This window comes from Exiguobacterium sp. S3, from assembly GCF_018617295.1.
Classification (GTDB): Bacteria; Bacillota; Bacilli; order Exiguobacteriales; family Exiguobacteriaceae; genus Exiguobacterium; species Exiguobacterium profundum.
The window spans coordinates 415,482-439,834 of record NZ_JACSJW010000002.1; the positions used below are offsets into that span (position 1 = coordinate 415,482).

Genomic DNA, 24,353 nt, shown 5'->3' on the forward strand with positions numbered 1-24,353 from the left:
AACTAGGGGTGCCGGTACTCGGCATCCCTTTTTCTAAAAGGAGAGACCGATGCAACTGCTACATACTTGGGAAACCGAAACAACCCGTTATCATGCTTACGTGACGACACGAACAGATGGACACAATGCGGGAAACGTCGGACTGCATGTGGGCGATGAAATCGACCGCGTCGTCGAAAATCGGCAACAGTTCTTTCAACAAGCCGGGCTCGCGTTAGAGGACTCCGTGTGGGCGGATCAAGTGCACGGCACAGCAGTCCAGGTCGTCGACTCGTCGGACAAAGGTAAGGGTGCGTTCCGATATGAAGAGGCGATCCCGAAAACAGACGGTCTTCTCACGACCGAAGACGCGCTACCGTTAGCCCTCGTCTTTGCTGACTGTGTGCCTCTCTTCTTCTGTGCGAAAGATCATGGGGTCATCGGCATCGCTCATGCCGGGTGGAAGGGGACGGTCGGAAACATCGTCAAGACTATGATGCAGATGTTTGCTGAGAAGGGAATCGAGGCGACCGATGTGGACATGCTCGTCGGTCCGTCCATCTCAGGAGATGACTACGAGGTCGATGGTCGTGTCCTGCAGGCCGTCCGGGACGTTTCGCCCATTGCCTATGAACGGGCGGTGCGAAACGAGTCGAGAGACCACGCCCTCTTGTCCCTTCAAACCGTCAATGAAGTATTGGCAAAAGAACATGACACTGCGGTCATGCAATCGAATTTAACGACTGGCGCGGACAGCCCGTTTTTCTCCTATCGAGACGGAGAGACGAAACGTCGGTTTGCGGCAGTCATCGTCAAGGAGCGGAAATCGTGAGTATTTCAGATAATGTAAAACAAGTTCAATCCATCATTTCATCACACGTTCAAGAAGTAGAGCCGACACTCATCGCTGTCACGAAATCCGTAGGCGTAGATGTGGCCAACGCTCTTTACGCAGAAGGAATTCGTGATTTCGGAGAAAACCGCCCGGATTCACTGCTCGAGAAAGTTGAAGGGATGCCGAAGGATGCCAGATTTCATTTTATCGGTACGTTACAGACGCGAAAAGTGAGACAAATCATTGATTACGTCGCGGCCATCCACTCTCTTGACCGGTTGTCTCTCGCAGCAGAGATTGACAAGCGCGCGAACAAGACAATCGATTGTTTCGTTCAAGTGAACACGTCAGGAGAAGATTCAAAACATGGGCTTGAAATAGAGGAAGTCGTGCCCTTCATCGAGAACTGTAAACAGTATCCTCATATTCGAATCATCGGGCTGATGACGATGGCACCGTTCACTGAAGAAGAGTCCGTTCTTCGTGAAACGTTCCGCCGTCTCCGTCATCTACGTGATGAAGTGAAGGCAAAGGCGTATGACCACGCACCATGCACGGAGCTGTCGATGGGGATGTCAAACGATTATCCAATCGCGATTGAAGAAGGCGCATCGTTTGTTCGTATTGGTACCGTACTTGTGCAATAATATATCTTAAGGAGGAATCCGTTATGTCAATCAAAAACAAAATGAAAGATTTCTTTGGACTCGAGGAAGATCCGAACAGCACATATGAGGAAGAAGAGTATGCTGTCGCAAATGCAGCAGCTCCTTCTACAACCGAAACATCGGTCGTCAGACAGGATGATCGTCCAAAATCAGCGAACAATCTCGTGGCGTTAAATACGAAAAAGAAAGACCGTTCGAAAGTCGTATTGGCTGAGCCACGTGTGTTCGCTGAAGCGCAAGACATTAGCGATCATTTGAAAGAAAACCGTGCTGTCATCGTCAACCTTCAGCGCATGTCAAAAGAACAATCGCGTCAAGTCGTCAACTTCCTCTCAGGTGTCGTATACGCTCTCGAGGGATCGATGACTTCGATTGGACATAACACGATTCTGTGTACTCCGAACAACGTCGAATTGACTGGTTCAATCTCAAACTTGATCTCGGAGGATGAACTTCACAGTAAAGGGTGGTAACTGAATGGAAAACGTAATCCCTGCCTTAGGCAACACGTTGAGCGATCTACTTGGCATCTATAGTTGGGTCCTCATCGGCTATATCTTATTATCATGGTTCCCGAACGCACGCGAATCTAAATTTGGTCAAATCTTATCGTTTTTGTGTGAACCGTTCTTGGCACCGTTTCGCCGGATCATCCCGCCGATTGGTGGCATGCTCGATATCTCCCCAATCGTCGCGTTGTTCGTGCTTCGCATGGCACAAGCCGGAATCGCTGCGATCTTTGGGTGACGTATGAGCGTCTATGACCATTATCGACCAAGTGAACGCGCGTTCGTGGAACAAGTGCTCGACTGGGTACAACAAGTGGAGAATAGTTATGTGTTGAAATTGACGGATTTTCTAGATCCACGTGAACAACAAATCGTCAAACAGCTCGTCGGGAAACAACTTGTCATTCACGATGATGGCGGATTTGAAGGCGCAGAACGACGTCGATTGATTTTGGCGCCGGATTACTATGAACTCAATCCAGATGATTTCGAGATTGAGGTCCGTCGAATCGAGTACCCGACAAAATTCGTGGACTTGACGCATCGACAAGTGACAGGGACATTGCTTAACGCTGGATTGAAGCGGCAAAAGTTCGGAGACGTCGTTCTTGACGAGGAGATCGTACAATTTGCGACGACGCGAGAAGCGGTCGGATTCATCGAAATGAACCTCGAGCGTGTCGGAAAAGCAAAAGTCCGTATATCCTCTGTTTCGAAAGAAGAGATTCTCGTCGTTCCAAAAACGGAGTGGATAGAAGGCTTTGGCATCGTGTCCTCGTTACGATTTGATACGGTTGCAAGCGAGGTGCTCAACATCTCTCGGCAAAAAGCGCAGGCGCTCGTCAAACACGGCGACTGTAAAGTGAATCATAAAGTCATTGAAGACGCGAGCTTCATTCTTGAGCCGGATGATCTTTTATCCGTCCGTGGATATGGTCGTATCAAATTGATGGAGATTCTCGGATCGACCAAACGTGAAAAAATTAAAATCCAGTATGGCACCATACGTTGAATTTAGGAGGAAAGTCGAATGGCGTTGACACCGATTGATATTCATAATAAAGAATTCTCTTCCCGTTTTCGTGGGTACGACATCGATGAGGTCAATGAATTTTTAGATCAAATCATTAAAGAGTTTGAACTATTGATTCGTGAGAATCGACGGTATGAAGAACTTGTCAACGATATGCAAGCCCGCATTGACTACTTCTCCTCGATGGAAGATACGTTGAACAAGTCGATTATCGTCGCGCAGGAAGCAGCGGAAGAAGTGAAGAACAATGCTCAAAAAGAAGCGAGTCTCATCTTGAAACAAGCGGAACGTGAAGCGTACGCTCGTGAAGAAGAAGCGGCACGCAAAGAGCAACTTGCTGAACGGGAAGTCGTTCAGATGCTCAAGAAAGTCGAGTTGTATCGGACACGCTTCCGCGTCCTCGTCGATGCGCAAATGGAACTTCTCAACAGTACGGAATGGGAAACGATTGTCGGGGAACCGCCAGTGCAGACGGTTCTTGACGATAGAACAGAACTTGCGTATAATGACGACGAAGTCACACGTAATGAAGAACAACATGGATAAATGATCAACACGTTGAGTAGGACGCGTCGATCGAGTCATACCTACGAAGCGACTTAGGGACGGTGAGAGCCTAAGAGAAAGACTCGAATCGGTATCCCCTATGAGTCGTCACGCTGAACCAGAGTAAGCGTGACCGCCTGACCTCGTTATCGGTTACCGAGAGCGGTCTCATGAGAGTGAGACTAGTAGGGTGGTACCGCGAGTCAACCAACTCGTCCCTATCAGGGATGGGTTGGTTTTTTTGTTTTCTAAAAAATGTTGATGGAGGAGTTTCGATGAACTACAAAGACACGCTATTAATGCCAAACACAGAATTCGCGATGCGTGGGAATTTACCAAAACGCGAACCGGCGATGCAAACGGAATGGGAAGATATGGACCTTTACAACAAGGTACAAGAAAAAAATGCTGGGAAACCACAATATATCTTACATGATGGACCTCCATATGCGAACGGCGACATCCACATGGGACACGCGATGAACAAAGTATTGAAAGACATCATCGTTCGTTTCAAAGGGATGAACGGCTACCAGTCTCCAATGATTCCAGGATGGGACACGCACGGTCTTCCAATCGAGAACGCTCTTCAAAAAGCAGGCGTCAATCGTAAGGAAATGACGGTTGCGGAATTCCGCGAAAAGTGTGCAGAGTATGCGATGGAGCAAGTGAACTCGCAACGCGAGCAATTCAAACGTCTCGGTCTTCTCGCAGACTTTGAGAATCCATACATCACGCTCCTTCCTGAGTACGAGGCGGCGCAGATTCGCTTGTTCGGGTCGATGGCTGAGAAGGGTTACATCTACAAAGGGAAAAAACCAGTCTACTGGTCGCCGTCTTCTGAATCGGCACTCGCGGAAGCAGAGATTGAATATTATGATAAAAAATCACCAGCCATCTACGTGGCGTTCCGTGTCGTGGACGGTAAAGATACATTGACGTCAGATGATCACTTCGTCATCTGGACAACAACGCCTTGGACAATCCCGGCGAACCTTGGGATCGCGGTGAGTGACGAGTTGACTTACACGCGTATCGAACATGAAGGAAAAGGCTATATCGTCGCGGAAACGCTCGTCGAAGAAGTGACGGCAGCGCTCGGATGGACGGATTACACGGTGAGCGGGTCTTGGAACGGACGCGACTTCGAGTACATGACGGCTCAACATCCATTGTATGACCGGACGTCACTCGTCATCCTCGGCGACCACGTCACTGCGGATGCGACTGGACTCGTTCATACAGCACCTGGACACGGGGAAGACGACTATCGTGTCGGACAGGCTTACGGATTAGACGTCCTTTGCCCGGTGGATGACCGTGGCTACATGACAGACGAAGCCCCTGGTTTCGAAGGTCTCTTCTACGAAGATGCGAACAAACAAATCGGTATGAAACTTGAAGAGAATGGCTACTTGCTCAACTTGAAGTTCATCAAACACTCGTACCCGCATGACTGGCGTACGAAGAAACCGGTCATCTTCCGTGCGACGCCACAATGGTTCGCATCGATCAAAGATTTCCGTGAAGACATGCTCCGTGAAATCGAGGAAGTGAACTGGGTCCCTGAATGGGGAATGACACGTCTTTACAACATGGTCCGTGACCGTGGAGACTGGGTCATCAGCCGTCAGCGTGCTTGGGGTGTTCCAATCCCAATCTTCTATGCGGAAGATGGAACGGAAATCATCACGAACGAGACGATCGACCACATCGCGAACTTGTTCCGCGAGCACGGGTCGAACGTTTGGTATGAGCGTGAAGCGAAAGACCTTCTCCCTGCAGGGTTCACTCACCCGAACAGCCCGAACGGAGAGTTCCGTAAAGAACTCGACATCATGGACGTCTGGTTCGATTCAGGTTCTTCACACGCTGGTGTATTAGAAGAACGCGAAAACCTTCGTCGTCCGGCAGACCTTTATCTTGAAGGATCGGACCAATATCGTGGTTGGTTCAACTCATCACTTTCGACGGCCGTTGCGACGACTGGGAAAGCACCATACCGGAACGTCTTGAGTCACGGATTCGTCCTCGATGGGGACGGACGCAAAATGTCGAAATCGCTCGGTAATACGATTGCACCGAACGATCTCGTGAAGCAGTACGGCGCCGAAATCGTACGCCTCTGGGTCGCATCCGTCGACTATCAGTCTGACGTACGCGCGTCACACGATAACTTCAAACAAGTGTCAGAAGTTTACCGGAAGATGCGTAACACAATTCGCTTCTTACTCGGGAACTTGAACGGGTTCGAGCCGTCGATGCGTGTCGCATTCGACGATATGCCGGAAGCGGACCGTTTCATGGCGACGAAGCTCAAACAACTGCAGACAAAAGTTGTCAAAGCATATGATGAGTTTGACTTTATGGCCGTGTACCACCTCGTTCATAACTTCTGTGTCAACGAGTTGTCTTCGTTCTACCTCGACTTCACAAAAGATATCCTGTATATCGAACGTGAAGACGATCTCCGTCGTCGTGCCGTTCAGACGGTCATGTACGATGCCGTCGTCCTCTTGACGAAACTGTTGGCTCCAATCCTTCCACACACTGCCGATGAGGCATGGAAAGAAGTGCCTGGTAAGTCGGAAGCAAGCATCTTCTTGACGGATTTAGAAGAAGTAGCTGCATTGACTGCTGACGAACAAGCGTTGCTTGAGAAATGGTCGAAATTCCTCGTCTTCCGTGACGATGTCCTCAAAGCGATCGAAATCGCACGTGGCGAGAAGTTGATCGGGAAACCGCTCGAGGCGAAGTTGATTCTCGCACCAAAAGCAGAGACTGCCGACTTGTTGAACACGATCGACAACGTCAGCCAACTGCTTCAAGTATCGCAAGTGGAGTGGGCTGAGACGGCAGACGTCGATTATGCGACGACGAAAATCACAGTCATGAAAGCAGATGGAGCCGCTTGTGCACGTTGTTGGACATACTCGACAGAGCTTGGACAAAACGAAGAGCATCCAGAGCTTTGCCCGCGCTGTGCATCAGTAATCGGTTAAGACGAACCGGAGTGGCGTCCCCACTCCGGTTTCTTAACGGCTTGAAAGGAGACGCATATGAAACGATATTATGGATTGGCGCTCATCTTGATTTTGATCGATCAACTCACAAAATGGGTGGTCGTTCAGACGATGACAATTGGTCAATCGATTGAAGTCATCCCGAACTTGTTATATTGGACGTCCTACCGCAACAAAGGAGCGGCTTGGGGGATGTTAGAAGGACAGATGGCGTTCTTCTTTATCATCACCATCCTCGTCGTTGCCGGACTCGTTTACTTCTTGCACAAAGAAGTGAACGGCTATCAGCTCCTCGGATATAGTGTCGGATTACTGTTGGCCGGTGCCATCGGTAACTTTATCGATCGCTTGTTCCGTGGCGAAGTCGTCGACTTTGTCGATACGTATCCGTTCGAATACAACTTCCCGATCTTTAACGTGGCCGATATGGCACTCACATTCGGTGTCATCTTGATGGTCATCGGGATTTTATTTGAAGAAAAATTACACAAAGAAAGGGGACAATCGTAATGGAATCGTATACTTTTGTCGCCGATGAAAAGGCAAGGATTGATAAGTGGGTCAGTGACCGTGGTGAATGGTCACGCTCGCAAGTACAGGAATGGATCAAGACGGGGGCCCTCCTCGTCAACGGTAGTGCCGTGAAAGCGAACTACAAGCTTCAAGTGGGGGATGAAGTAGAAGTGAACGTGCCGGAAGCGGTCGAACTCGAAGTGTTGCCTGAAGACATTCCGCTCGAGATCGTCTTTGAAGATGAAGACGTCATCGTCGTCAACAAGGCACGCGGGATGGTCGTTCACCCTGCAGCCGGTCACACGTCAGGGACACTCGTCAATGCGCTACTTTATCATTGCGATGACCTCTCGGGCATCAACGGAGTCAAACGTCCCGGAATCGTCCATCGGATTGATAAGGACACGACGGGTCTTCTCATGGTCGCTAAAAATGACTTGGCTCATGAGTCGCTCGCGAGCCAGTTGAAAGACAAGACCATCAAACGGGAGTATATCGCACTCGTCCATGGTGAACTCGTTCACGAACTCGGAACGATTGAAGCTCCGATCGGTCGTGATACGAATGATCGTCAGCGTATGACCGTGACGGACCGGAACGCAAAAGAAGCCGTGACACACTTCCGTTTACTCGAACGTTATAAAGACTTCACGCTCGTGGAGTGTAAATTAGAAACGGGACGCACGCACCAGATCCGTGTACACATGCGTTATATCGGTCATCCGCTCGCCGGTGACCCGAAATATGGTCCACGCCGCACGATTGATTTAAACGGTCAAGCGCTCCATGCAGCAACGCTCGGGTTCCACCATCCTCGTACGAAAGAATGGATGGAGTTTGAGGCCCCATTACCAGAAGACTTCAATGCGGAACTCGCAAAATTGGATAAAATCGAGAAAACTCGTTGACTTCTGTCACGTTCCGATTTATAGTCTAGGAAGCATAACACCTTTAAACCCAGTCCAGAGAGGCTGTGAAAGGATTGTGACCGCGGTCACATGTACGTCAATTCAACCCCGGCAGTCGTATGCCGTTTTTGATGAAGACTCCCTTTCCAGCCGGATGAGGGAGTCTTCTTTTTTACTGAAGTTTGGAAGGAGGAATCACGTGAAACAATCAGTCATTTTAGATGAGTCAGCCATCCGTCGTGCCTTGACCCGAATCGCACACGAGATTATCGAGCGAAACAAAGGAATCGATGACGTCGTCCTCGTCGGAATCAAGACGAGAGGCGAGACGCTCGCTGACCGACTCGCTCGCCGAATCGAGGAGATTGAAGGCAAGCCGGTCGCACTCGGCAATCTCGATATCACGCTTTACCGGGATGACTTATCGAAGAAGTCGTTAGACCCTGAAGTCAAAGCGACAGAGCTACCGCATGATATCAATGGAAAGACGGTCGTCCTCGTCGACGACGTCCTCTATACCGGTCGAACAGTTCGTGCCGCAATGGACGCGCTTGTCGACCATGGTCGTCCGGATTATATCCAACTCGCTGTCTTGATTGACCGAGGCCATCGGGAACTCCCGATTCGACCAGATTTTATCGGAAAGAACGTTCCGACGTCCAAGTCCGAGCAAGTCGTTGTCCGACTCAGTGAAGTCGACACGGCGGATGAAGTCACGATCCATCAGCAATAAACGCATACCTTTAAGGTGGTCCAGAGAGGCCAGGAAGGAGAATTCAATATGAAACAACCTGTTCTACACATCCACGAGCGTCCAGCTCACTTTCCACAATGGCTATTATTCAGCCTTCAACACGTCTTCGCCATGTTCGGAGCGACGATTTTAGTCCCGATTTTGACAGGATTAAATACATCGGTCGCCCTCGTCGCTTCCGGCGTGGCCACGCTCTCATTCTTAGCGATTACACGCTTCAAAGTCCCAACATACTTAGGTTCAAGTTTTGCCTACATCGCCCCAATCATAGCGGTCAGCCAGCAATGGGGTGTCGAAGCCGCACTCTTCGGCGGAATCGTCGCCGGGTCTGTATACGGGGTCGTTTCCTTGATCATCTATAAGACGGGCGTCAACTGGTTGCTCCGATTGCTCCCACCGGTCGTCGTCGGACCGGTCATCATGGTCATCGGACTCTCACTTGCACCGGTCGCCATCGACATGTCGATGAATCAAGATGGTGCCTATAACGGAACGTTCATGACGATTGCCCTGCTTACACTTGGAATCACGATGCTCGCCATGACGAAGCTGAAAGGTGTTTGGGGTGCCGTCCCAATCCTCTTTGGAATCGTTGGAGGGTACGCAGTCGCAGCCGCATTCGGCATCATCGATTACTCGCCGATTCAACAAGCCAGCCTGTTCCAACTTCCTGACTTCACGATGGTGTTCGTCGACTACATGCCGATGTGGCAAGTCGGGGCCCTTCTCGCCATCGTTCCGGTCGCGCTCGTCACGATGACGGAGCACATCGGAGATCAGATGGTCACGTCGAAAATCATCGGACGAGAGACGATGAAAGATCCGGGTCTCCATCGCACGCTACTCGGAGACGGAGTAGGAAAAGCCGTCGCCTCTGCACTCGGTGGACCACCATGTACGACTTACGGTGAGAACAACGGCGTCATGGCCATCACACGAGTCTACAGTGTCTACGTCATCGCCGGCGCAGCACTCATGGCCATCAGCTTCGGATTCCTCGGTCACATTGAAGCGTTCATCTCGACCATCCCGAACCCGGTCAAAGGTGGAATCTCGATCCTCTTGTTCGGTGTCATCGCGTCGAACGGATTACGGACGATGGTGGAGAGCAAAGTCGACTTGGCAGAAAAGCGCAACTTGATCATCTCATCGGTCATCCTCGTCATCGGACTCGGAGGTGCGATGGTTCAAATCGGGAGCTTCCCGGTACAAGGCATGGCACTCGCGACGGTCGTCGGCATTTTGTTGAACGCCATCTTACCGCATGAAGAAGACGACACAGCAGTCGAAGTCAACACAACTGAAGAAACGAAACAAGCAAGTAACTTTTAATTCGATCCCGTGAGGTCGGCAAAGTGAAGGCTCGTTTATTTGGGCGTACCCTGCCCAGATAAAGGCGTCCCTTCACATCGGTGAAGAGGCGCCTTTTCTCTTTGCCTCTAATAAAAGGAGGAGACGAACATGAATACGATGCAAACAAACGTGAAACCGGTCAAACACTTCGTCAGTTTGGACACACTTTCCCTTGAGGAGATCATGGGCATGATTGAAGAATCATTGCGCTACAAGCAAGGTGACCTCCCCCCACTATTTGATGGGAAAACGGTCGCAAACCTGTTCTTTGAAAACTCGACGCGTACGAAAAATTCGTTTCAAATGGCCGAGCGCCACTTGAACATGCAAGAGATTCCGTTCGATGTGACGACGTCATCGGTCACGAAAGGGGAGACGCTCTACGATACGTGTAAAACGCTCGAAGCCATCGGCGTGGACGCGCTCGTCATTCGACATCCGGAAGCAGGCTATTATCACGAACTTGTGGAGAAGTTGAATATCCCGGTGTTGAACGGAGGGGACGGGAGCGGGGAACATCCATCCCAATCATTGCTCGATCTCGTCACCATCTTTGAAGAGTTCGGAACGTTCCAAGGATTGAACGTCGCCATCTGTGGTGACCTCGTCCATAGTCGCGTCGCCCGCTCGAACGCAAGCGTCTTGAAGCGCCTCGGAGCAAACGTGGTCGGTTGTAGTCCTGCCTCTTGGTGGGATGACTCGATGGGGCTAGAGCGAAAAGAACTCGATGACATCCTAGGCGAATGTGACGTCATCATGTTGCTCCGTGTACAACACGAGCGCCATATCATGGGAGACGTCTTCTCGAAAGAAGCGTATCACACACAGTTCGGTTTGACGGTCGAACGCGTCGAGCGAATGAAAGCAGGCGCCATCATCATGCACCCGGCTCCGGTCAATCGGGATGTAGAGATTGCTGGAAGTCTGATCGAGCATGAACGGTCACGCATCTTCCCGCAAATGAAGAATGGGGTGTATGCCCGGATGAGCATCTTAAATCGAGCATTAGGAGGACAACAATGATACTTCAAAACGCGACATGGTATGACAAAGGAACGAAGCGCACGACATCCATTCAAGTGAAAGACGGAAAAATCGAATCACTCGACTATAAAGGGGAGACCGAGGGACAAGAAGTCCTCGATGCGACAGGTTATCTGCTCGCACCAGGACTCGTCGATGTCCACGTCCACTTGCGTGAACCAGGTGGCGAGGCGAAAGAGACGATTCGGACGGGAACGATGGCTGCCGCGGCGGGCGGGTTCACGACCATCTGCTCGATGCCGAACACGAGACCGGTTCCAGACAATCGCGACACGCTGGACACGCTACTCCAAAAGATCGAACAGGACGCGGTCGTACGTGTCCTGCCTTACGCTGCTATCACGAAACGACAGCTCGGTGAAGAACAGGTCGACATGGAATCGCTCGCAGATGCCTTCGCCTTTACGGATGACGGTGTTGGTGTCCAATCGGCGGCGATGATGCGACAAGCCATGCGTGAAGCGAAACGATTGAACAAAGCAGTCGTCGCCCACTGTGAGGACAATACGTTAAAGGCCGGGTCGGTCCACGAGGGCAAATTCAGTGAGGCGCATGGTATTCAAGGAATTCCGAGCCTTGCAGAGAGCATCCATATCGCTCGCGACGTGTTGATCGCTGAAGAGACTGGATGTCATTATCATGTCTGTCACGTCTCATCCCGCCAATCGGTTCGTGTCATTCGGGATGCGAAACGAGCCGGCATTCACGTGACTGCAGAAGTGACGCCGCATCATCTCGTCTTGAGTGAGGATGATATTCCGGGACTCGATGCAAACTTCAAGATGAATCCACCGCTACGAAGCGAGGATGATCGACAGGCCCTCCTTGAGGGATTGTTTGACGGGACGATCGATATGATCGCGACGGACCATGCTCCCCATACAGCAGAAGAAAAGGCACAAGGGATAGAGCGAGCTCCGTTTGGGATTACCGGTTTCGAGACGGCTCTTCCACTTCTCTACACGACATTCGTGAAGACAGGCATCATGGAGGAGTATCAGTTGCTCGACTGGATGACGAAACGTCCGAGCGACGTATTCGGTTTATCAAGAGGGGAACTGAAAGTTGGGACGGATGCGGACCTGATTCTCATCGATACGGAAACGTCTCGGACGGTCGATCCTACGATATTTTATTCAAAAGGAAAGAATACACCGTTCGCAGGGGAAAAGCTTGTCGGATGGCCGGTCATGACGATGGTCGGTGGCGAAATTGTATATAAGGGGCGATTTGATGAAACGAACATTATGGCTTGAAGATGGAATGAAATTTGTCGGTAAAGGATTCGGGGCATCGGCTGATACGATGGGGGAAGTCGTCTTCCAGACAGGGATGACAGGATACCAAGAAATCTTATCGGATCCATCATACTGCGACCAAATGATTGTATTGACGAACCCATTGATCGGGAACTATGGCGTCAATCGTGAGGATTTTGAAACGACGATTCCGATGGCAAAAGCGTTGATTGTAAAAGAAGTATGCGATACGCCTTCGAACTTCCGTTCAACGGCGACACTCGATGCGACACTCACCCGCTTCGGCATTCCGGGGCTCTCGGATATCGATACACGGATGTTGACACGTCATTTACGAGCGAAAGGGGTCATGCGCGGTGTCCTCATCGATGGAGAGTTGACGTGGGACGAGGTACGGATCCGCTTTGATGAAGAATCGCCGAACGATCAAGTCGCACGCGTATCGACGAAGCGGACTTATGTGAGTACGGGAACCGGCCCTCGCATCGCTTTGATCGACTTCGGGGCGAAACTTGGAATCATGCGCGAGTTGATGAAACGAGATTGTGAGGTCGTCGTCTTCCCGCACGATGTGACGGCAGAGGACGTATTACGGTATGAGCCGGACGGCATCATGTTGTCAAATGGACCAGGAGATCCGAAAGACGTTCCGACCGCACTGCCGCTCATCGAGCAATTGATGCCGACGACACCGATGTTCGGGATTTGTCTCGGTCACCAGCTGATTGCTCTCGCAAACGGTGCGAACACCTTCAAGCTTCCGTTCGGACATCGTGGCGCGAATCATCCGGTGCTCGAGCTTGAGACCGGTGCCGTGACCATCACTTCTCAAAACCATGGATATGCGGTTGAGGAAACGTCACTGCTCGATACACCGCTCATCGTCACACACCGTGCGGTCAATGACGGAACGATCGAAGGGGTAAGACATCTCCATCACCCGACCTTCTCGGTACAGTATCATCCGGAGGCAGCACCAGGACCGTTCGACGCCAACGACTTATTTGACCGATTCATGCAACTCGTACAAGAAAACAAACAGAAAGTGGGAATTTGACATGCCAAAACGACCAGATATTCAGAAAATCCTCGTAATCGGATCAGGACCGATTGTAATCGGACAAGCAGCGGAGTTTGATTATGCTGGTACACAGGCATGTCTTGCCTTGAAAGAAGAAGGCTACGAAGTCATCCTCGTCAACTCGAATCCGGCTACCATCATGACGGATCCGACGACGGCGGACCGTGTCTATATCGAACCGCTCGAACCAGAATTCGTCGAGCGAATCATCCGGCAGGAACGTCCGGATGCACTCCTTGCCACGCTTGGCGGGCAGACAGGTTTGAACTTGGCTTTTGAACTCGACAAGCGGGGCGTCTTGCGAGATTGTGGCGTGGAGCTACTCGGGACGAAACTGTCTGCAATCGTTCAAGCGGAAGACCGGGAACAGTTCCGTAACTTGATGTTCGAACTTGGTCACGGCGTACCTGAAAGTGAGATCGTCCATACGCTCGAGTCTGCTTGGGGGTTTGCGGAACGGATCGGGTACCCGATCATCATCCGACCTGCGTACACGCTCGGGGGAACCGGTGGCGGAATTGCCCATGACCGGGAATCGTTCGAGCAAATCGTTGAATCTGGATTAAAGGCGAGTCCTGTGACGCAAGTCTTGCTCGAGAAATCGATTGCCGGGATGAAAGAAGTCGAGTTCGAGGTCATGCGTGACTCGAGTGACCAAGCCATCATCGTCTGTGCGATGGAAAACTTTGATCCGGTCGGAGTCCACACCGGTGACTCCATCGTATTCGCCCCTACGCAGACGCTGTCAGATCGGGATTATCAGATGCTTCGGAGCGTCTCGCTCGATATCATTCGGGCACTCGGAATCGAGGGTGGATGTAACATCCAATTCGCACTCGACCCAGACAGTTTCACGTACTACGTCATCGAAGTGAATCCACGTGTTTCACGGAGTTCAGCGCTCGCATCAAAAGCGACAGGCTATCCGATTGCCAAGCTTGCTGCGAAAGTCGCTGTCGGTTACAAGTTGTCAGAACTAAAAAACCCGGTCACCGAAACGAGCTACGCCTCGTTCGAACCGGCGCTCGATTACGTCGTCGCCAAAATCCCACGCTTCGCCTTCGATAAGTTTGAGTCCGCGGATCGCCGCTTAGGCACACAAATGAAGGCGACGGGTGAGGTCATGGCCATCGGTCGGAATCTAGAAGAGGCCTTGCTAAAAGCCGTTCGCTCGCTCGAACTGGGGATGGAAGAACTTCACCTTCCACAACTTTCTGCATTAGACACAGAACAGCTCGAACATGGACTCATTCATCCGACAGACGAGCGTCTGTTCATCGTCTATGAGGCCCTTCGTCGCGGATACTCGGTAGAAACGCTACACCAACTGACAAAAATCGATCGATTCTACTTACAGAAATTAAACCGGGTCTGGCAAGCCGAGCAACAACTCGTGGCGGAACCGTTGACATCAGAACGTCTGCTGGAGGTGAAACGTCTAGGGTTCAGTGATGTGGCAATCGCGCGTATGCTGTCGATGGATACGGAAGCGGTTCGCACGAAACGGAAAGAATGGAACATTCGTCCCGTCTATAAGATGGTCGATACGTGCGCAGCCGAGTTCGCATCGGAGACACCGTACTTCTACGGGACGTATGAAGTGGAGAACGAAGCGGTGAAGACAGACCGGGAGTCCATCCTCGTCCTCGGATCAGGTCCGATTCGAATCGGACAAGGTGTCGAGTTCGACTATGCGACCGTCCACTCGATCGATACGATTCGCGATGCAGGATACGAAGCCATCATCATCAACAACAACCCGGAAACGGTCTCGACGGACTTCTCCATCTCCGATCGGTTGTACTTCGAGCCGTTGACGACAGAAGACGTGTTGGAGGTCATCGAGAACGAGAACCCGCTAGGTGTCATCGTCCAATTCGGTGGACAGACTGCCATCAACTTGGCGGCATCGCTAGAAGCGAACGGCGTGAAAATTCTTGGGACGACCCTCGAAGATATCGACCGTGCCGAAGACCGGAAGGCGTTCGAAGCCACATTGTCAGCGGAACGATTGGCTCAACCACCTGGGAAGACGGCGACAAATGTGGAAGAGGCCGTCGCTTGTGCGAACGAACTCGGCTATCCGGTACTCGTCCGACCATCGTACGTGCTCGGCGGACGGGCGATGGAGATCGTATATGAACAGTCTGAGCTTGAGCGGTACATGCGACATGCGGTCATCGCCTCAAAAGATCGACCGGTTCTCATCGATCGCTACTTGACAGGAATTGAGATTGAAGTCGATGCCATCTGTGACGGGACGGACGTCTATATCCCGGGGATCATGGAGCATATCGAACGTGCCGGCGTACACTCTGGTGATTCGATTGCCGTCTATCCGCCGCAACGACTCAGTGAAGAACTGAAACAAAAAGTCGTCGATTATACGATCAAGTTGGCGAAAGCGTTCCGCATCAAAGGTCTGCTCAACATCCAGTTCGTCTATGCGGATGACTTGTATGTCATCGAGGTGAACCCACGTGCGAGCCGGACGGTCCCATTCATCTCGAAAGTGACGGGGTTACCGGTCGCACGAATTGCTACGCAAACGATTCTTGGGACAAGTTTGAAAGAACTCGGTCTTGGGACAGGCATTCATCCTGAGTCGGACAGTATCTCGGTCAAAGTACCGGTCTTCTCGTTCGCGAAATTGAAAGAAGTAGACCCATCGCTCGGACCTGAGATGAAGTCGACAGGGGAGGTCATGGCGACAGATCGCACGCTCGAAAAAGCGCTCTATAAAGGGCTCGTCGCAGCAGGGATGAACATCGCCTTGAAAGGGAACGTGCTCATGACGATTGCCGACCATGACAAGGATGAGGCCATCGCCTTGGCGAAACGATTCGACCGCCTCGGTTTCCGACTCATGGCAACGAGCGGGACGGCTGATTGTCTCGAAGCGGAACAGATGCGTGTTCGTCGAGTCGGGAAAATTCAAGAAGACGGTGAGACGATGCTCAGTGTGATCGAGCGAGGAGACGTCGACTTGATCATCAATACAACGAGTCGCGACGCACTCGTCACGAAAGACGGGTTCTTGATTCGAAGAACGGCCGCCGAGCAGGGCACGCTTTGCCTTACCTCGCTCGATACAGTCGAAGCCTTGTTACAAGTCATTGAAAGCCTATCGTTCCAAACGGTCAGCATCCCGGCATTCACAACGTTCGGGGTGATGGTATGAGACATGACGTGACGATTGTCAGCAATCGACAAATCGCCAAAGCGACGATGGAAATGAAAGTCCGTTGCCCTGGGGTGGAAATCGCCCCTGGGACGTTCTTTCATATCAAGACGTCCGGTCTGTTACGTCGACCGTTATCGGTGGCGAACGTCGAGGGGGACGAAGTTACCTTCTTATACAAAGTGATTGGGGAAGGGACAACTGAGCTTTCGGGGAAACGAGTGGGGGACACGCTAGATGTCCTTGGTCCGCTCGGGAACGGTTTTCCCCTAGCGCAACATGGAAAGCGGGTCGTCCTGGTCGGAGGAGGAATTGGGGTACCACCTCTTTACTACGTCAGACGCCGACTACATGAGATGGGCATTGAAACGATTGCAATTCTCGGGTTTGATTCAAAAGAAAGCGTCTTTTATGAAGAAGCTTTTCGTGAACTGGGGGAGACGATCATCACGACTGTAGACGGTAGTCACGGGGAGTCTGGCTTTGTCACTGGCCCCCTCGCACGCATCGAGGCGGATGTCTTGTTCAGCTGTGGTCCGGAAGCGATGTTAAAGGCAGTCGCCACTTCGCCCATTCCTGAACGATATCTCTCAATCGAGAATCGGATGGGTTGTGGCATCGGTGCTTGTTTTGCCTGTGTCTGTCAAGCACCGGGGGGCTATGTGAAAGTCTGTAGTGACGGTCCGGTATTCAATGCGGAAGAGGTGCTGTTATGAGATTGAATGTCGAGTTACCAGGTCTTCGTTTAAAAAACCCAATTATTCCGGCTTCCGGATGTTTCGGATTTGGAGAAGAATTCGCGAAACTGTATGACCTCTCCATCTTAGGAGGCATCATGATCAAAGCAGCGACGGAGGAATCGAGATTCGGAAATCCGACCCCACGTGTCGCCGAGACGGCACAGGGCATGCTCAACGCGATCGGACTTCAAAATCCAGGTGTCGATGCGATCATCGAAGAAAAATTACCATTCCTCTCAACGTTCGACACGGAGATCATCGCCAACGTTGCCGGTTCGACGCCAGATGAATACGTGGAAGTCGCCCGTCGAATCAGCGCCGACCCGACGATTAAAGCCATCGAATTGAACATCTCATGCCCGAACGTGAAATGTGGGGGCATGCAGTTCGGGACGGACCCGGTAATGGCCGCAGAACTCACGCGACTCGTCAAAGCGGCTTCGAGTAAGCCGGTCTATGTCAAACTGTCTCCGAACGTCACGTCGATCACGGACATGGCGCGAGCTGTCGAGGCGGCCGGCGCGGACGGCTTGACGATGATCAACACACTCGTTGGGATGCGAATCGATATCGAGACAGGACGACCGATTTTAGCGAATCGAATCGGTGGGTTATCCGGTCCGGCCATCAAACCGGTGGCGGTCCGGATGGTATATGAAGTCGCGCAAGCGGTCAACATACCGATTATCGCCATGGGCGGGGTTCGCACGGTAGACGATGTGCTTGAGTTCATTTACGCCGGGGCGTCTGCCGTTGCCGTTGGGACGGCGAACTTTGAAAATCCATACGTCTGTCAGGAAATCATCGAAGCGTTACCGGCACGACTCGATTCACTCGGAATCGAACATATTTTGGATGTGAGGGGGAAGGCCTATGCGCAACTTGTATCTCGCCCTTGACGTGGAAACGCGGGACGAAGCGTTTCATTTGTTGAAACGATTTTCAAACCGACCGGCTGTTAAAGTCGGGATGGAACTCTTTTATCGGGAAGGCGCACGCTTTGTCGAAGAATTGGTCGACGGGGGTTATCCGGTCTTTCTCGATGTGAAAGTACACGATATCCCGGAGACGGCACGCCGTACGATGCGACAAATCGGAAAACTCGGGGTGGCTGTGACGAATGTCCACACATTAGGTGGCGAAAAGATGATGCGCTATGCGTTAGACGGGTTACGCCAAGAGAATGATACGACTCGATTGATTGGGGTCACACAGTTGACGTCGACAGATGAGCGAATGATGCAGACAGAGCTCGGGATTGCCGGACGACTCGACCAAGCCGTTCTCAGACAAGCGACACTCGCGAAACAGGCGGGACTTGACGGAGTGGTCGCATCCGTCCAGGAAGCGAAAGCGATTCATCAGAAACTCGGGGACACGTTCATGACGGTCACACCGGGCATCCGACTCGGTGCAACCGAGGATGATCAAGTCCGTATCGCGACGCCGCATGAAGCGAGACTGGCGGGTGTTCACTCAATCGTCGTCGGTCGACCGATTACACGTGCGACTGATCCGATGGCCATGTACGACCAATTTATGAAGGAATGGGGACAAATGAATGAAACAAATCGCTGAGGCACTTTTACAGATTGAAGCCGTCACACTATCACCGACTGAGCCGTATACATGGTCGAGCGGATTGAAGAGTCCAATCTACTGCGACAATCGACTCACACTCAGTTTTCCGAATGTGCGTCAAGTCATTGTCGATGGATTGGTGAAGTCAGTGAATCCGACTGAAGTCGATGTGATTGCAGGGACGGCCACGGCAGGGATCCCTCACGGGGCATTGCTCGCTGACCGACTCGGTCTCCCGTTCATTTATGTCCGGTCGAGTGCAAAAGGGCATGGGAAAGGTAATCAAATTGAAGGGAAACTCGAGGCAGGCGCTCGAGTGCTCGTCATCGAGGATTTATTGTCGACAGGGATGTCGAGTATCGATGCTGCCCAAGCGATACGTGAGGCGGGCGGTGAAGTCACTCGAATTCAAGCCATCTTCTCGTACGGATTACCAGTTCTCGAGAAGAATCTAGCCGATGCAAATCTGTCGGCGACGTCGTTGACGACGTTCTCAGAATTAATTGAAGTGGCCGAAAATACGGGCGTCCTCAACCGTTCGGAGCTCGATTCGCTTCGTGACTGGCAAGAAGACCCTCGTGCCTGGAGCGACCTCGTCACCTCTTAAGAATCCACCTTCGGGCGGATTCTTTTTCGATTCGGCATATGTCATACTTCATGGTAAAATAACGGAAGTGATTCGAAAAGGAGAGGCATATGGCGTATTCAAGAAGCAAAGAGAAGACATGGAACGCACGATTTCGTGCAATTCCAAAACATCGTAAAATCGCCTTCGGTCTCGTCTTGACCATCATCCCAGCGCTCTTTTTTGTGAATTTATTTGTATTCAGTCATCTATTAGCGCTAGGAGACCAGTATGAAGACCGATATCAAATGAAGAAATTGCGACTCGAAACAGACCATGGGAACGTGGAATTCGTTCGTAGTCCAAATGAAAAGGTACAGATTGAAGTGATGCAGACCAATTCGAAAGAACGCCGCATCAAAGTCAAATCAGTCGGGGACACGATCTACGTCGTCGAGCGATATGGCTGGTTCAGCTATTTCGGAAGTCGAGCGAGCGATGAACCGTCGCGCTATAAGATTAAAGTCGCTTTGCCGAGCTCGATGACTTCGGTTCATCTAGGAGCGGAGCAGGTGACAGGACAAGGATTGAATGCGAAGACGATTGTCATGGATGTGAATGCCGTCAATTTGAAACAGATTGATAGTGATCGACTGCGGATTGAATCGAAAAGCGATACGACCATCGAATCGGCACGACTTGTGACCGGTGACATTCGGTCCTATCGTCATGCGACTGTCAGCGATGTCGTCGTCAATCAAGCGATGACCATCCAGACGGAAGCCGGGACGCTCAGTTACGCGCCAAAACATGCGACAGGACAAGTGAACGTGACGACGACTGGAAAAGTCTCGAGTAGCGACCGTTACGAAGAAGTCGAACCCGGTGTGTATCAATTGTCGACATCGAATCGACCGGTGGTGGAACTGATTTCTGAGACAGGGAAGGTCGAACTGAAATGAATGGAAAACGATACATCCCGAAAGTCGGGTTACGTACGTTAAAAACCGGAATCGCCGTCGCCATCACCGTCGCCATCTCGTGGTACATCTTCGGGATCTATTCAGGGATGGGGGCCATCGCAGCAGTCGTGGCGATGCAACCGACCGTCAAGCGGTCATCTAAAATCGTGTTCAGTCGTATATTCGGAACGGTCGTCGGTCTTATGTGTGGACTTTTCATCGTCTATTTGTTCGGTGTCAATCCGCTCTCGATTGGATTAGCCGTCATCGTCTCGCTCACACTCAACACGACGTTCGATAAGACCCATATGTCGACGTATGCAGCGTTTGCCATCGTCATGATGCTCGAAAGTCCCACTTCGGACTTCTTTCATTATGCGTGGACCCGTTCGTTATTGACGGCGGTCGGTGTGTTCGTTTCACTCGGTGTCAATTACGCATTCATGCCCCCTCGATATGAGGACCGATTGTTGAACGAGGTACGTAAGACTTCTTCTTATCTGTTCCATCATTGGCGAGAGCTCGTCGGTTCCCCGGCAGAACTGCTCGAGACGCGAGCCCGCATCCTTGGCCATCAAGAGCTTCATATGATGCTCCAAGAGGATATGAAAGTGACGAACGTCAAATTGAAGCATATGACAATCAAACAGTACCGATTGTTGATTCACCTTGAAGACAAGCTGGTCTTGTTGCTAGAGAGTCTCGCCGAGCATCGAGAAGCCTTCCTTTTGATGAGTGAAGAAGAGCGACAGGCGTTTGAGTCTGAGTTCTTATACTTACTGGCACACCATCACGACATTCTCTATACATGTGACAAGCCCTATTCACTCTTCAAACTTCCACATGAAGATTTATCCGTTTCAGAAATTTTACACGGGCATTTGCTCGACTATCATGAACAGCTCGAGGCGTTCAAGCATGATCCGAAAACGTGAACCCTCTACACGTAGAAGACCCGCCATCACGATGGCGGGTCTAGCTTGTTGACAAATAACATGTTCGAACTCGTCCTTCCGGCGCCCTGCTTTTCCCTAGGAAAGCGAGCCGTGTCCGGGTTGGGCATATAAAAGACATTAGACCTATACTTTGTCTATAGTCTGGACCCGCCATCACGATGGCGGGTCTTCATGTTCACGATTGTTTCAATGACTTCATCAATTGCTCATCCGGTGTCACGTAGACGGTCTGTTGATCCGTGTAAATGACGAACCCGGGTTTCGCACCGCTCGGTTTTTTCACGAAGCGGGCGCGTGTGTAATCGACAGGCACGCCACTTGATGCGCGTGCCTTCGAGAAGTAGGCGGCGACTGATGCGGCTTCAAGTAATGTCGTTTCATCCGGTTCGGTCGAACGAATGATGACATGAGACCCTGGGATGTCTTTGACATGAAGCCAAATCTCGTCACGTCGTGCGAACTTGAACGTCAGATGGTCGTTTTGCGTATTGTTCTTCCCGACAAAGAACTCCGTTCCGGTCGAGGACGTATACGCTTCAAGCGAAATCTTCGGATTCGCTTTTTTCTTTTGACGTTTTTGACGGATGTAGCCTTCTTCTGCAAGCTCCTCGCGAATCTCAAGAAGGTCGGACGGTGACGCGACGTCAAGTTGGGCGATGAGCGTCTCTAAATATTCGATTTCTGCATCGTTCAGCTCGATCTGTTTCTTCACTTCCACTTTTGCGACTTTTAATTTGTTGTATTTCTTATAATATTGCTGCGCATTCTCATTCGGTGTTTTGAGCGGGTCAAGAGGAATGGAGAGGGTCGCACCGTTCTCGTCATAATAATCGACGACTTCGGCGACGCGCATCCCTTTCTCGAGTTGGAATAAATACGTCGTCAACAACTCGCCGTATTTTTGTAACTCATCTGCCCGTTCCGTCGCTTTCAAATCATCCAAAAGGCGGCGGCGTTTTAATTGATTCTTTTCGAGTTCTGATTTCAAGAGCCGTTCCACATCGTGTGCTTGTTGTCTCACACGGTCACGGTTCGCTTTTTCATAGTAGAAACGGTCGAGCACTTCTTTACTCGATTCATACGTTTCCTCGGATTCGACATCCCCGGCTGTCAACGCAATCGGAGCGAACCGTTCTTTACCGTTCGCAAGTTGTTGGAAAACGTAGGGTCCATCGAGTTGACGAAGAACGTTCTCAAACGCTTGTTGTAAGGAGTCACGATTCGGCGTTTTTGCGAGATGAACGACTTCCTGTGCGATTTGCGGACTGACGCCGGCGAACGTGGCGACAATCTGTTTATCGAGCTTGCCGGCGTTCCAATCGATTCGTTTCAATCCTTCTGTCATCTCCGTCAATGGGTCGAACTTGTGTTGTTCCGGCGGAAGGAGATAGTCACTACCCGGCATGATGGTCCGATACGTGTTTTGGGAAGGCGGGAGATGCTTGATGGCATCTAATATTTTGCCTTCTTCCGTCGTCAAGACGACGTTCGAGTGGCGCCCCATCAATTCGATGTATACTTTCTTCGATTCTTCATCGCCGAGCTCGTTACGAGAGCGGACCGAAATGACGATGACACGGTCTCGTCCGATCTGTTCGACCGCCGTGATGAATCCACCTTCCACATGTTTGCGGAGCATCATGCAAAACATCGGCGGTTCTTGCGGGTTTTTTATCGGTGTATCCGTCAATTGAAGACGAGCATACATTGCGTTTGCTGATATCAAAAGTTGCGCGTTCTGACGATTCGAGCGAATTTGAAGCATCAAATCGAGCGAATACGGTTGATGTACCTTATTGATTCGCCCTCCGACGAGCGATTGTAATTCTTGTACGACACGATATGTCATTAATCCATCATAAGCCAATGATCTCATCACCTTTGTTCATTTTCTGTCTCTACGTTATCAGAAAAACAGAAAATATGGTACGATGGAGTAGGAAATCCGAACTTCTTCTTGCCGGGACAATTGATTGACTGCTATTATAATTAAATGTGATGTTAGAAGATGGAGGGCTTGCAGTGAATTTTAAAGAACGAGGATTATTAATCGTTTTGTCTGGACCGAGCGGTGTCGGAAAAGGGACCGTTTGCCGTGCTCTTCGAGAGGAAGAGGACAACAACCTTCAATATTCGGTGTCGGCGACGACCCGGAAACCACGTGAAGGGGAAGTTGAAGGGGTGCATTACTTCTTCAAATCGAGAGAAGAGTTCGAACGGATGATCGAACAAAAAGAACTGCTTGAACATGCCGAATTTGTCGGTAACTATTACGGGACGCCTGTAGAGTGGGTACGTGAAACGCTCGAAAGCGGCCAAGATGTCATTCTTGAAATTGAGGTGCAAGGGGCGTTCCAAGTGAAGGAACTTCTCCCGGAAGCCGTCTTTTTATTCTTGGCACCACCAAGCCTTCAAGAACTTCGTAATCGTCTGATTGGACGAGGCACGGAGTCAGAAGAAGTCATTAAGCAACGCCTGCTCGTCGCGCGTGAAGAAATCGAGTTGATGGACGCCTACGACTATGTCGTCACGAACGACGAGGTCGACAAAGCCATCGATCGAATTAAAGCGATCGTGACAGCTGAGCATTGTAAACGTGAACGTGTTGCGTCACTCTATAAAAAAGCCATGATGGAGGTCATTTAATGTTATACCCTTCGATTGATGCCTTACAACGTACTATCCCGTCAAAATACACGATCGTTACGGTCGCTGCAAAACGGGCGCGTCAGATTCAAGATGGAAAAGCACCGAAAGTCGCCGAGCCAAAATCATATAAGCCGGTCGGTCAAGCGTTAGAAGAACTATTTTCGGGTGATACGACAATCATCGTGAACGAAAAAAACAACGGATGAAGTGTGAC

Annotated in this window: 24 protein-coding genes; 23 read left to right on the forward strand and 1 reads right to left on the reverse strand. The window is 50.9% G+C overall.

What is annotated here, in order from left to right:
* Positions 1-49 precede the first annotated feature (49 nt).
* The 21 genes from pgeF (at position 50) to KNO65_RS07195 (ending at position 21,469) form a co-directional block, all read left to right on the forward strand.
* Positions 50-811 carry a peptidoglycan editing factor PgeF gene (pgeF, locus tag KNO65_RS07095; protein ID WP_214782860.1) on the forward strand — a complete coding sequence of 254 codons (762 nt, stop codon included), beginning with the start codon at positions 50-52 and terminating at the stop codon, positions 809-811.
* On the forward strand, positions 808-1,461 hold the full coding sequence (locus KNO65_RS07100) for a YggS family pyridoxal phosphate-dependent enzyme (protein WP_214782862.1): 654 nt from the start codon (positions 808-810) through the stop codon (positions 1,459-1,461). Before pgeF ends, KNO65_RS07100 begins: the two co-directional genes overlap by 4 nt.
* 23 nt (positions 1,462-1,484) lie before the next feature.
* A complete protein-coding gene (locus KNO65_RS07105; RefSeq protein WP_015881316.1) occupies positions 1,485-1,955 on the forward strand; it encodes a cell division protein SepF in 471 nt (156 codons plus the stop codon).
* Between the two features lie 4 nt (positions 1,956-1,959).
* Complete coding sequence (locus KNO65_RS07110; protein WP_015881317.1) at positions 1,960-2,229, forward strand: YggT family protein; 270 nt, start codon at positions 1,960-1,962, stop codon at positions 2,227-2,229.
* A 3-nt stretch (positions 2,230-2,232) separates the two neighbouring features.
* A complete protein-coding gene (locus tag KNO65_RS07115) occupies positions 2,233-3,003 on the forward strand; it encodes a YlmH family RNA-binding protein (RefSeq protein ID WP_147538169.1) in 771 nt (256 codons plus the stop codon).
* A gap of 18 nt (positions 3,004-3,021) precedes the next feature.
* Positions 3,022-3,570, forward strand: coding sequence for a DivIVA domain-containing protein (locus tag KNO65_RS07120; RefSeq protein WP_015881319.1), 549 nt, complete (start codon positions 3,022-3,024; stop codon positions 3,568-3,570).
* 275 nt (positions 3,571-3,845) lie between these two features.
* Positions 3,846-6,572 carry an isoleucine--tRNA ligase gene (ileS, locus tag KNO65_RS07125; RefSeq protein WP_214782865.1) on the forward strand — a complete coding sequence of 909 codons (2,727 nt, stop codon included), beginning with the start codon at positions 3,846-3,848 and terminating at the stop codon, positions 6,570-6,572.
* 57 nt (positions 6,573-6,629) lie between these two features.
* Complete coding sequence (lspA, locus tag KNO65_RS07130) at positions 6,630-7,103, forward strand: signal peptidase II (RefSeq protein WP_214782869.1); 474 nt, start codon at positions 6,630-6,632, stop codon at positions 7,101-7,103.
* Positions 7,103-8,014: an RluA family pseudouridine synthase gene (locus KNO65_RS07135; protein WP_214782873.1), complete on the forward strand. Its 912-nt coding sequence runs from the start codon at positions 7,103-7,105 to the stop codon at positions 8,012-8,014. Before lspA ends, KNO65_RS07135 begins: the two co-directional genes overlap by 1 nt.
* Positions 8,015-8,168: 154 nt before the next feature.
* Positions 8,169-8,747, forward strand: coding sequence for a bifunctional pyr operon transcriptional regulator/uracil phosphoribosyltransferase PyrR (gene pyrR / locus KNO65_RS07140; RefSeq protein ID WP_251024823.1), 579 nt, complete (start codon positions 8,169-8,171; stop codon positions 8,745-8,747).
* A 48-nt stretch (positions 8,748-8,795) separates the two neighbouring features.
* Positions 8,796-10,100 carry a uracil-xanthine permease family protein gene (locus KNO65_RS07145; RefSeq protein ID WP_015881324.1) on the forward strand — a complete coding sequence of 435 codons (1,305 nt, stop codon included), beginning with the start codon at positions 8,796-8,798 and terminating at the stop codon, positions 10,098-10,100.
* A gap of 129 nt (positions 10,101-10,229) precedes the next feature.
* Complete coding sequence (locus KNO65_RS07150) at positions 10,230-11,144, forward strand: aspartate carbamoyltransferase catalytic subunit (protein WP_082132012.1); 915 nt, start codon at positions 10,230-10,232, stop codon at positions 11,142-11,144.
* A complete protein-coding gene (locus tag KNO65_RS07155; RefSeq protein WP_214782876.1) occupies positions 11,141-12,421 on the forward strand; it encodes a dihydroorotase in 1,281 nt (426 codons plus the stop codon). The genes KNO65_RS07150 and KNO65_RS07155 overlap by 4 nt, the downstream gene beginning before the upstream one ends.
* Positions 12,399-13,481 (forward strand): carbamoyl phosphate synthase small subunit, encoded by a 1,083-nt coding sequence (locus KNO65_RS07160; RefSeq protein WP_214757131.1) that lies wholly within the window; start codon positions 12,399-12,401, stop codon positions 13,479-13,481. The genes KNO65_RS07155 and KNO65_RS07160 overlap by 23 nt, the downstream gene beginning before the upstream one ends.
* Position 13,482: 1 nt before the next feature.
* Positions 13,483-16,686: a carbamoyl-phosphate synthase large subunit gene (gene carB, locus KNO65_RS07165; protein ID WP_214775807.1), complete on the forward strand. Its 3,204-nt coding sequence runs from the start codon at positions 13,483-13,485 to the stop codon at positions 16,684-16,686.
* A complete protein-coding gene (locus KNO65_RS07170) occupies positions 16,683-17,402 on the forward strand; it encodes a dihydroorotate dehydrogenase electron transfer subunit (protein WP_214782879.1) in 720 nt (239 codons plus the stop codon). The genes carB and KNO65_RS07170 overlap by 4 nt, the downstream gene beginning before the upstream one ends.
* Positions 17,399-18,325 carry a dihydroorotate dehydrogenase gene (locus tag KNO65_RS07175; RefSeq protein ID WP_047795437.1) on the forward strand — a complete coding sequence of 309 codons (927 nt, stop codon included), beginning with the start codon at positions 17,399-17,401 and terminating at the stop codon, positions 18,323-18,325. Before KNO65_RS07170 ends, KNO65_RS07175 begins: the two co-directional genes overlap by 4 nt.
* Complete coding sequence (pyrF, locus tag KNO65_RS07180; RefSeq protein WP_047795436.1) at positions 18,300-19,004, forward strand: orotidine-5'-phosphate decarboxylase; 705 nt, start codon at positions 18,300-18,302, stop codon at positions 19,002-19,004. The genes KNO65_RS07175 and pyrF overlap by 26 nt, the downstream gene beginning before the upstream one ends.
* Positions 18,988-19,614, forward strand: coding sequence for an orotate phosphoribosyltransferase (pyrE, locus tag KNO65_RS07185; protein ID WP_015881332.1), 627 nt, complete (start codon positions 18,988-18,990; stop codon positions 19,612-19,614). The genes pyrF and pyrE overlap by 17 nt, the downstream gene beginning before the upstream one ends.
* An 89-nt stretch (positions 19,615-19,703) precedes the next feature.
* Positions 19,704-20,534 (forward strand): hypothetical protein, encoded by an 831-nt coding sequence (locus tag KNO65_RS07190; RefSeq protein WP_015881333.1) that lies wholly within the window; start codon positions 19,704-19,706, stop codon positions 20,532-20,534.
* Positions 20,531-21,469, forward strand: coding sequence for an FUSC family protein (locus tag KNO65_RS07195; RefSeq protein WP_015881334.1), 939 nt, complete (start codon positions 20,531-20,533; stop codon positions 21,467-21,469). Before KNO65_RS07190 ends, KNO65_RS07195 begins: the two co-directional genes overlap by 4 nt.
* Before the next feature lie 196 nt (positions 21,470-21,665).
* On the opposite strand, the gene KNO65_RS07200 is transcribed toward KNO65_RS07195, so the two are convergent.
* Positions 21,666-23,357 carry an Rqc2 family fibronectin-binding protein gene (locus KNO65_RS07200; protein WP_214782882.1) on the reverse strand — a complete coding sequence of 564 codons (1,692 nt, stop codon included), beginning with the start codon at positions 23,355-23,357 and terminating at the stop codon, positions 21,666-21,668.
* Positions 23,358-23,488: 131 nt separating this feature from the next.
* On the opposite strand from KNO65_RS07200, the gene gmk reads away from it, so the two are divergent.
* Together gmk and rpoZ are read left to right on the forward strand one after the other, a co-directional pair.
* A complete protein-coding gene (gene gmk, locus KNO65_RS07205; protein ID WP_031421596.1) occupies positions 23,489-24,136 on the forward strand; it encodes a guanylate kinase in 648 nt (215 codons plus the stop codon).
* Positions 24,136-24,345, forward strand: a complete 210-nt coding sequence (gene rpoZ / locus KNO65_RS07210) for a DNA-directed RNA polymerase subunit omega (protein WP_015881337.1) — start codon at positions 24,136-24,138, stop codon at positions 24,343-24,345. The genes gmk and rpoZ overlap by 1 nt, the downstream gene beginning before the upstream one ends.
* Positions 24,346-24,353 lie beyond the last annotated feature (8 nt).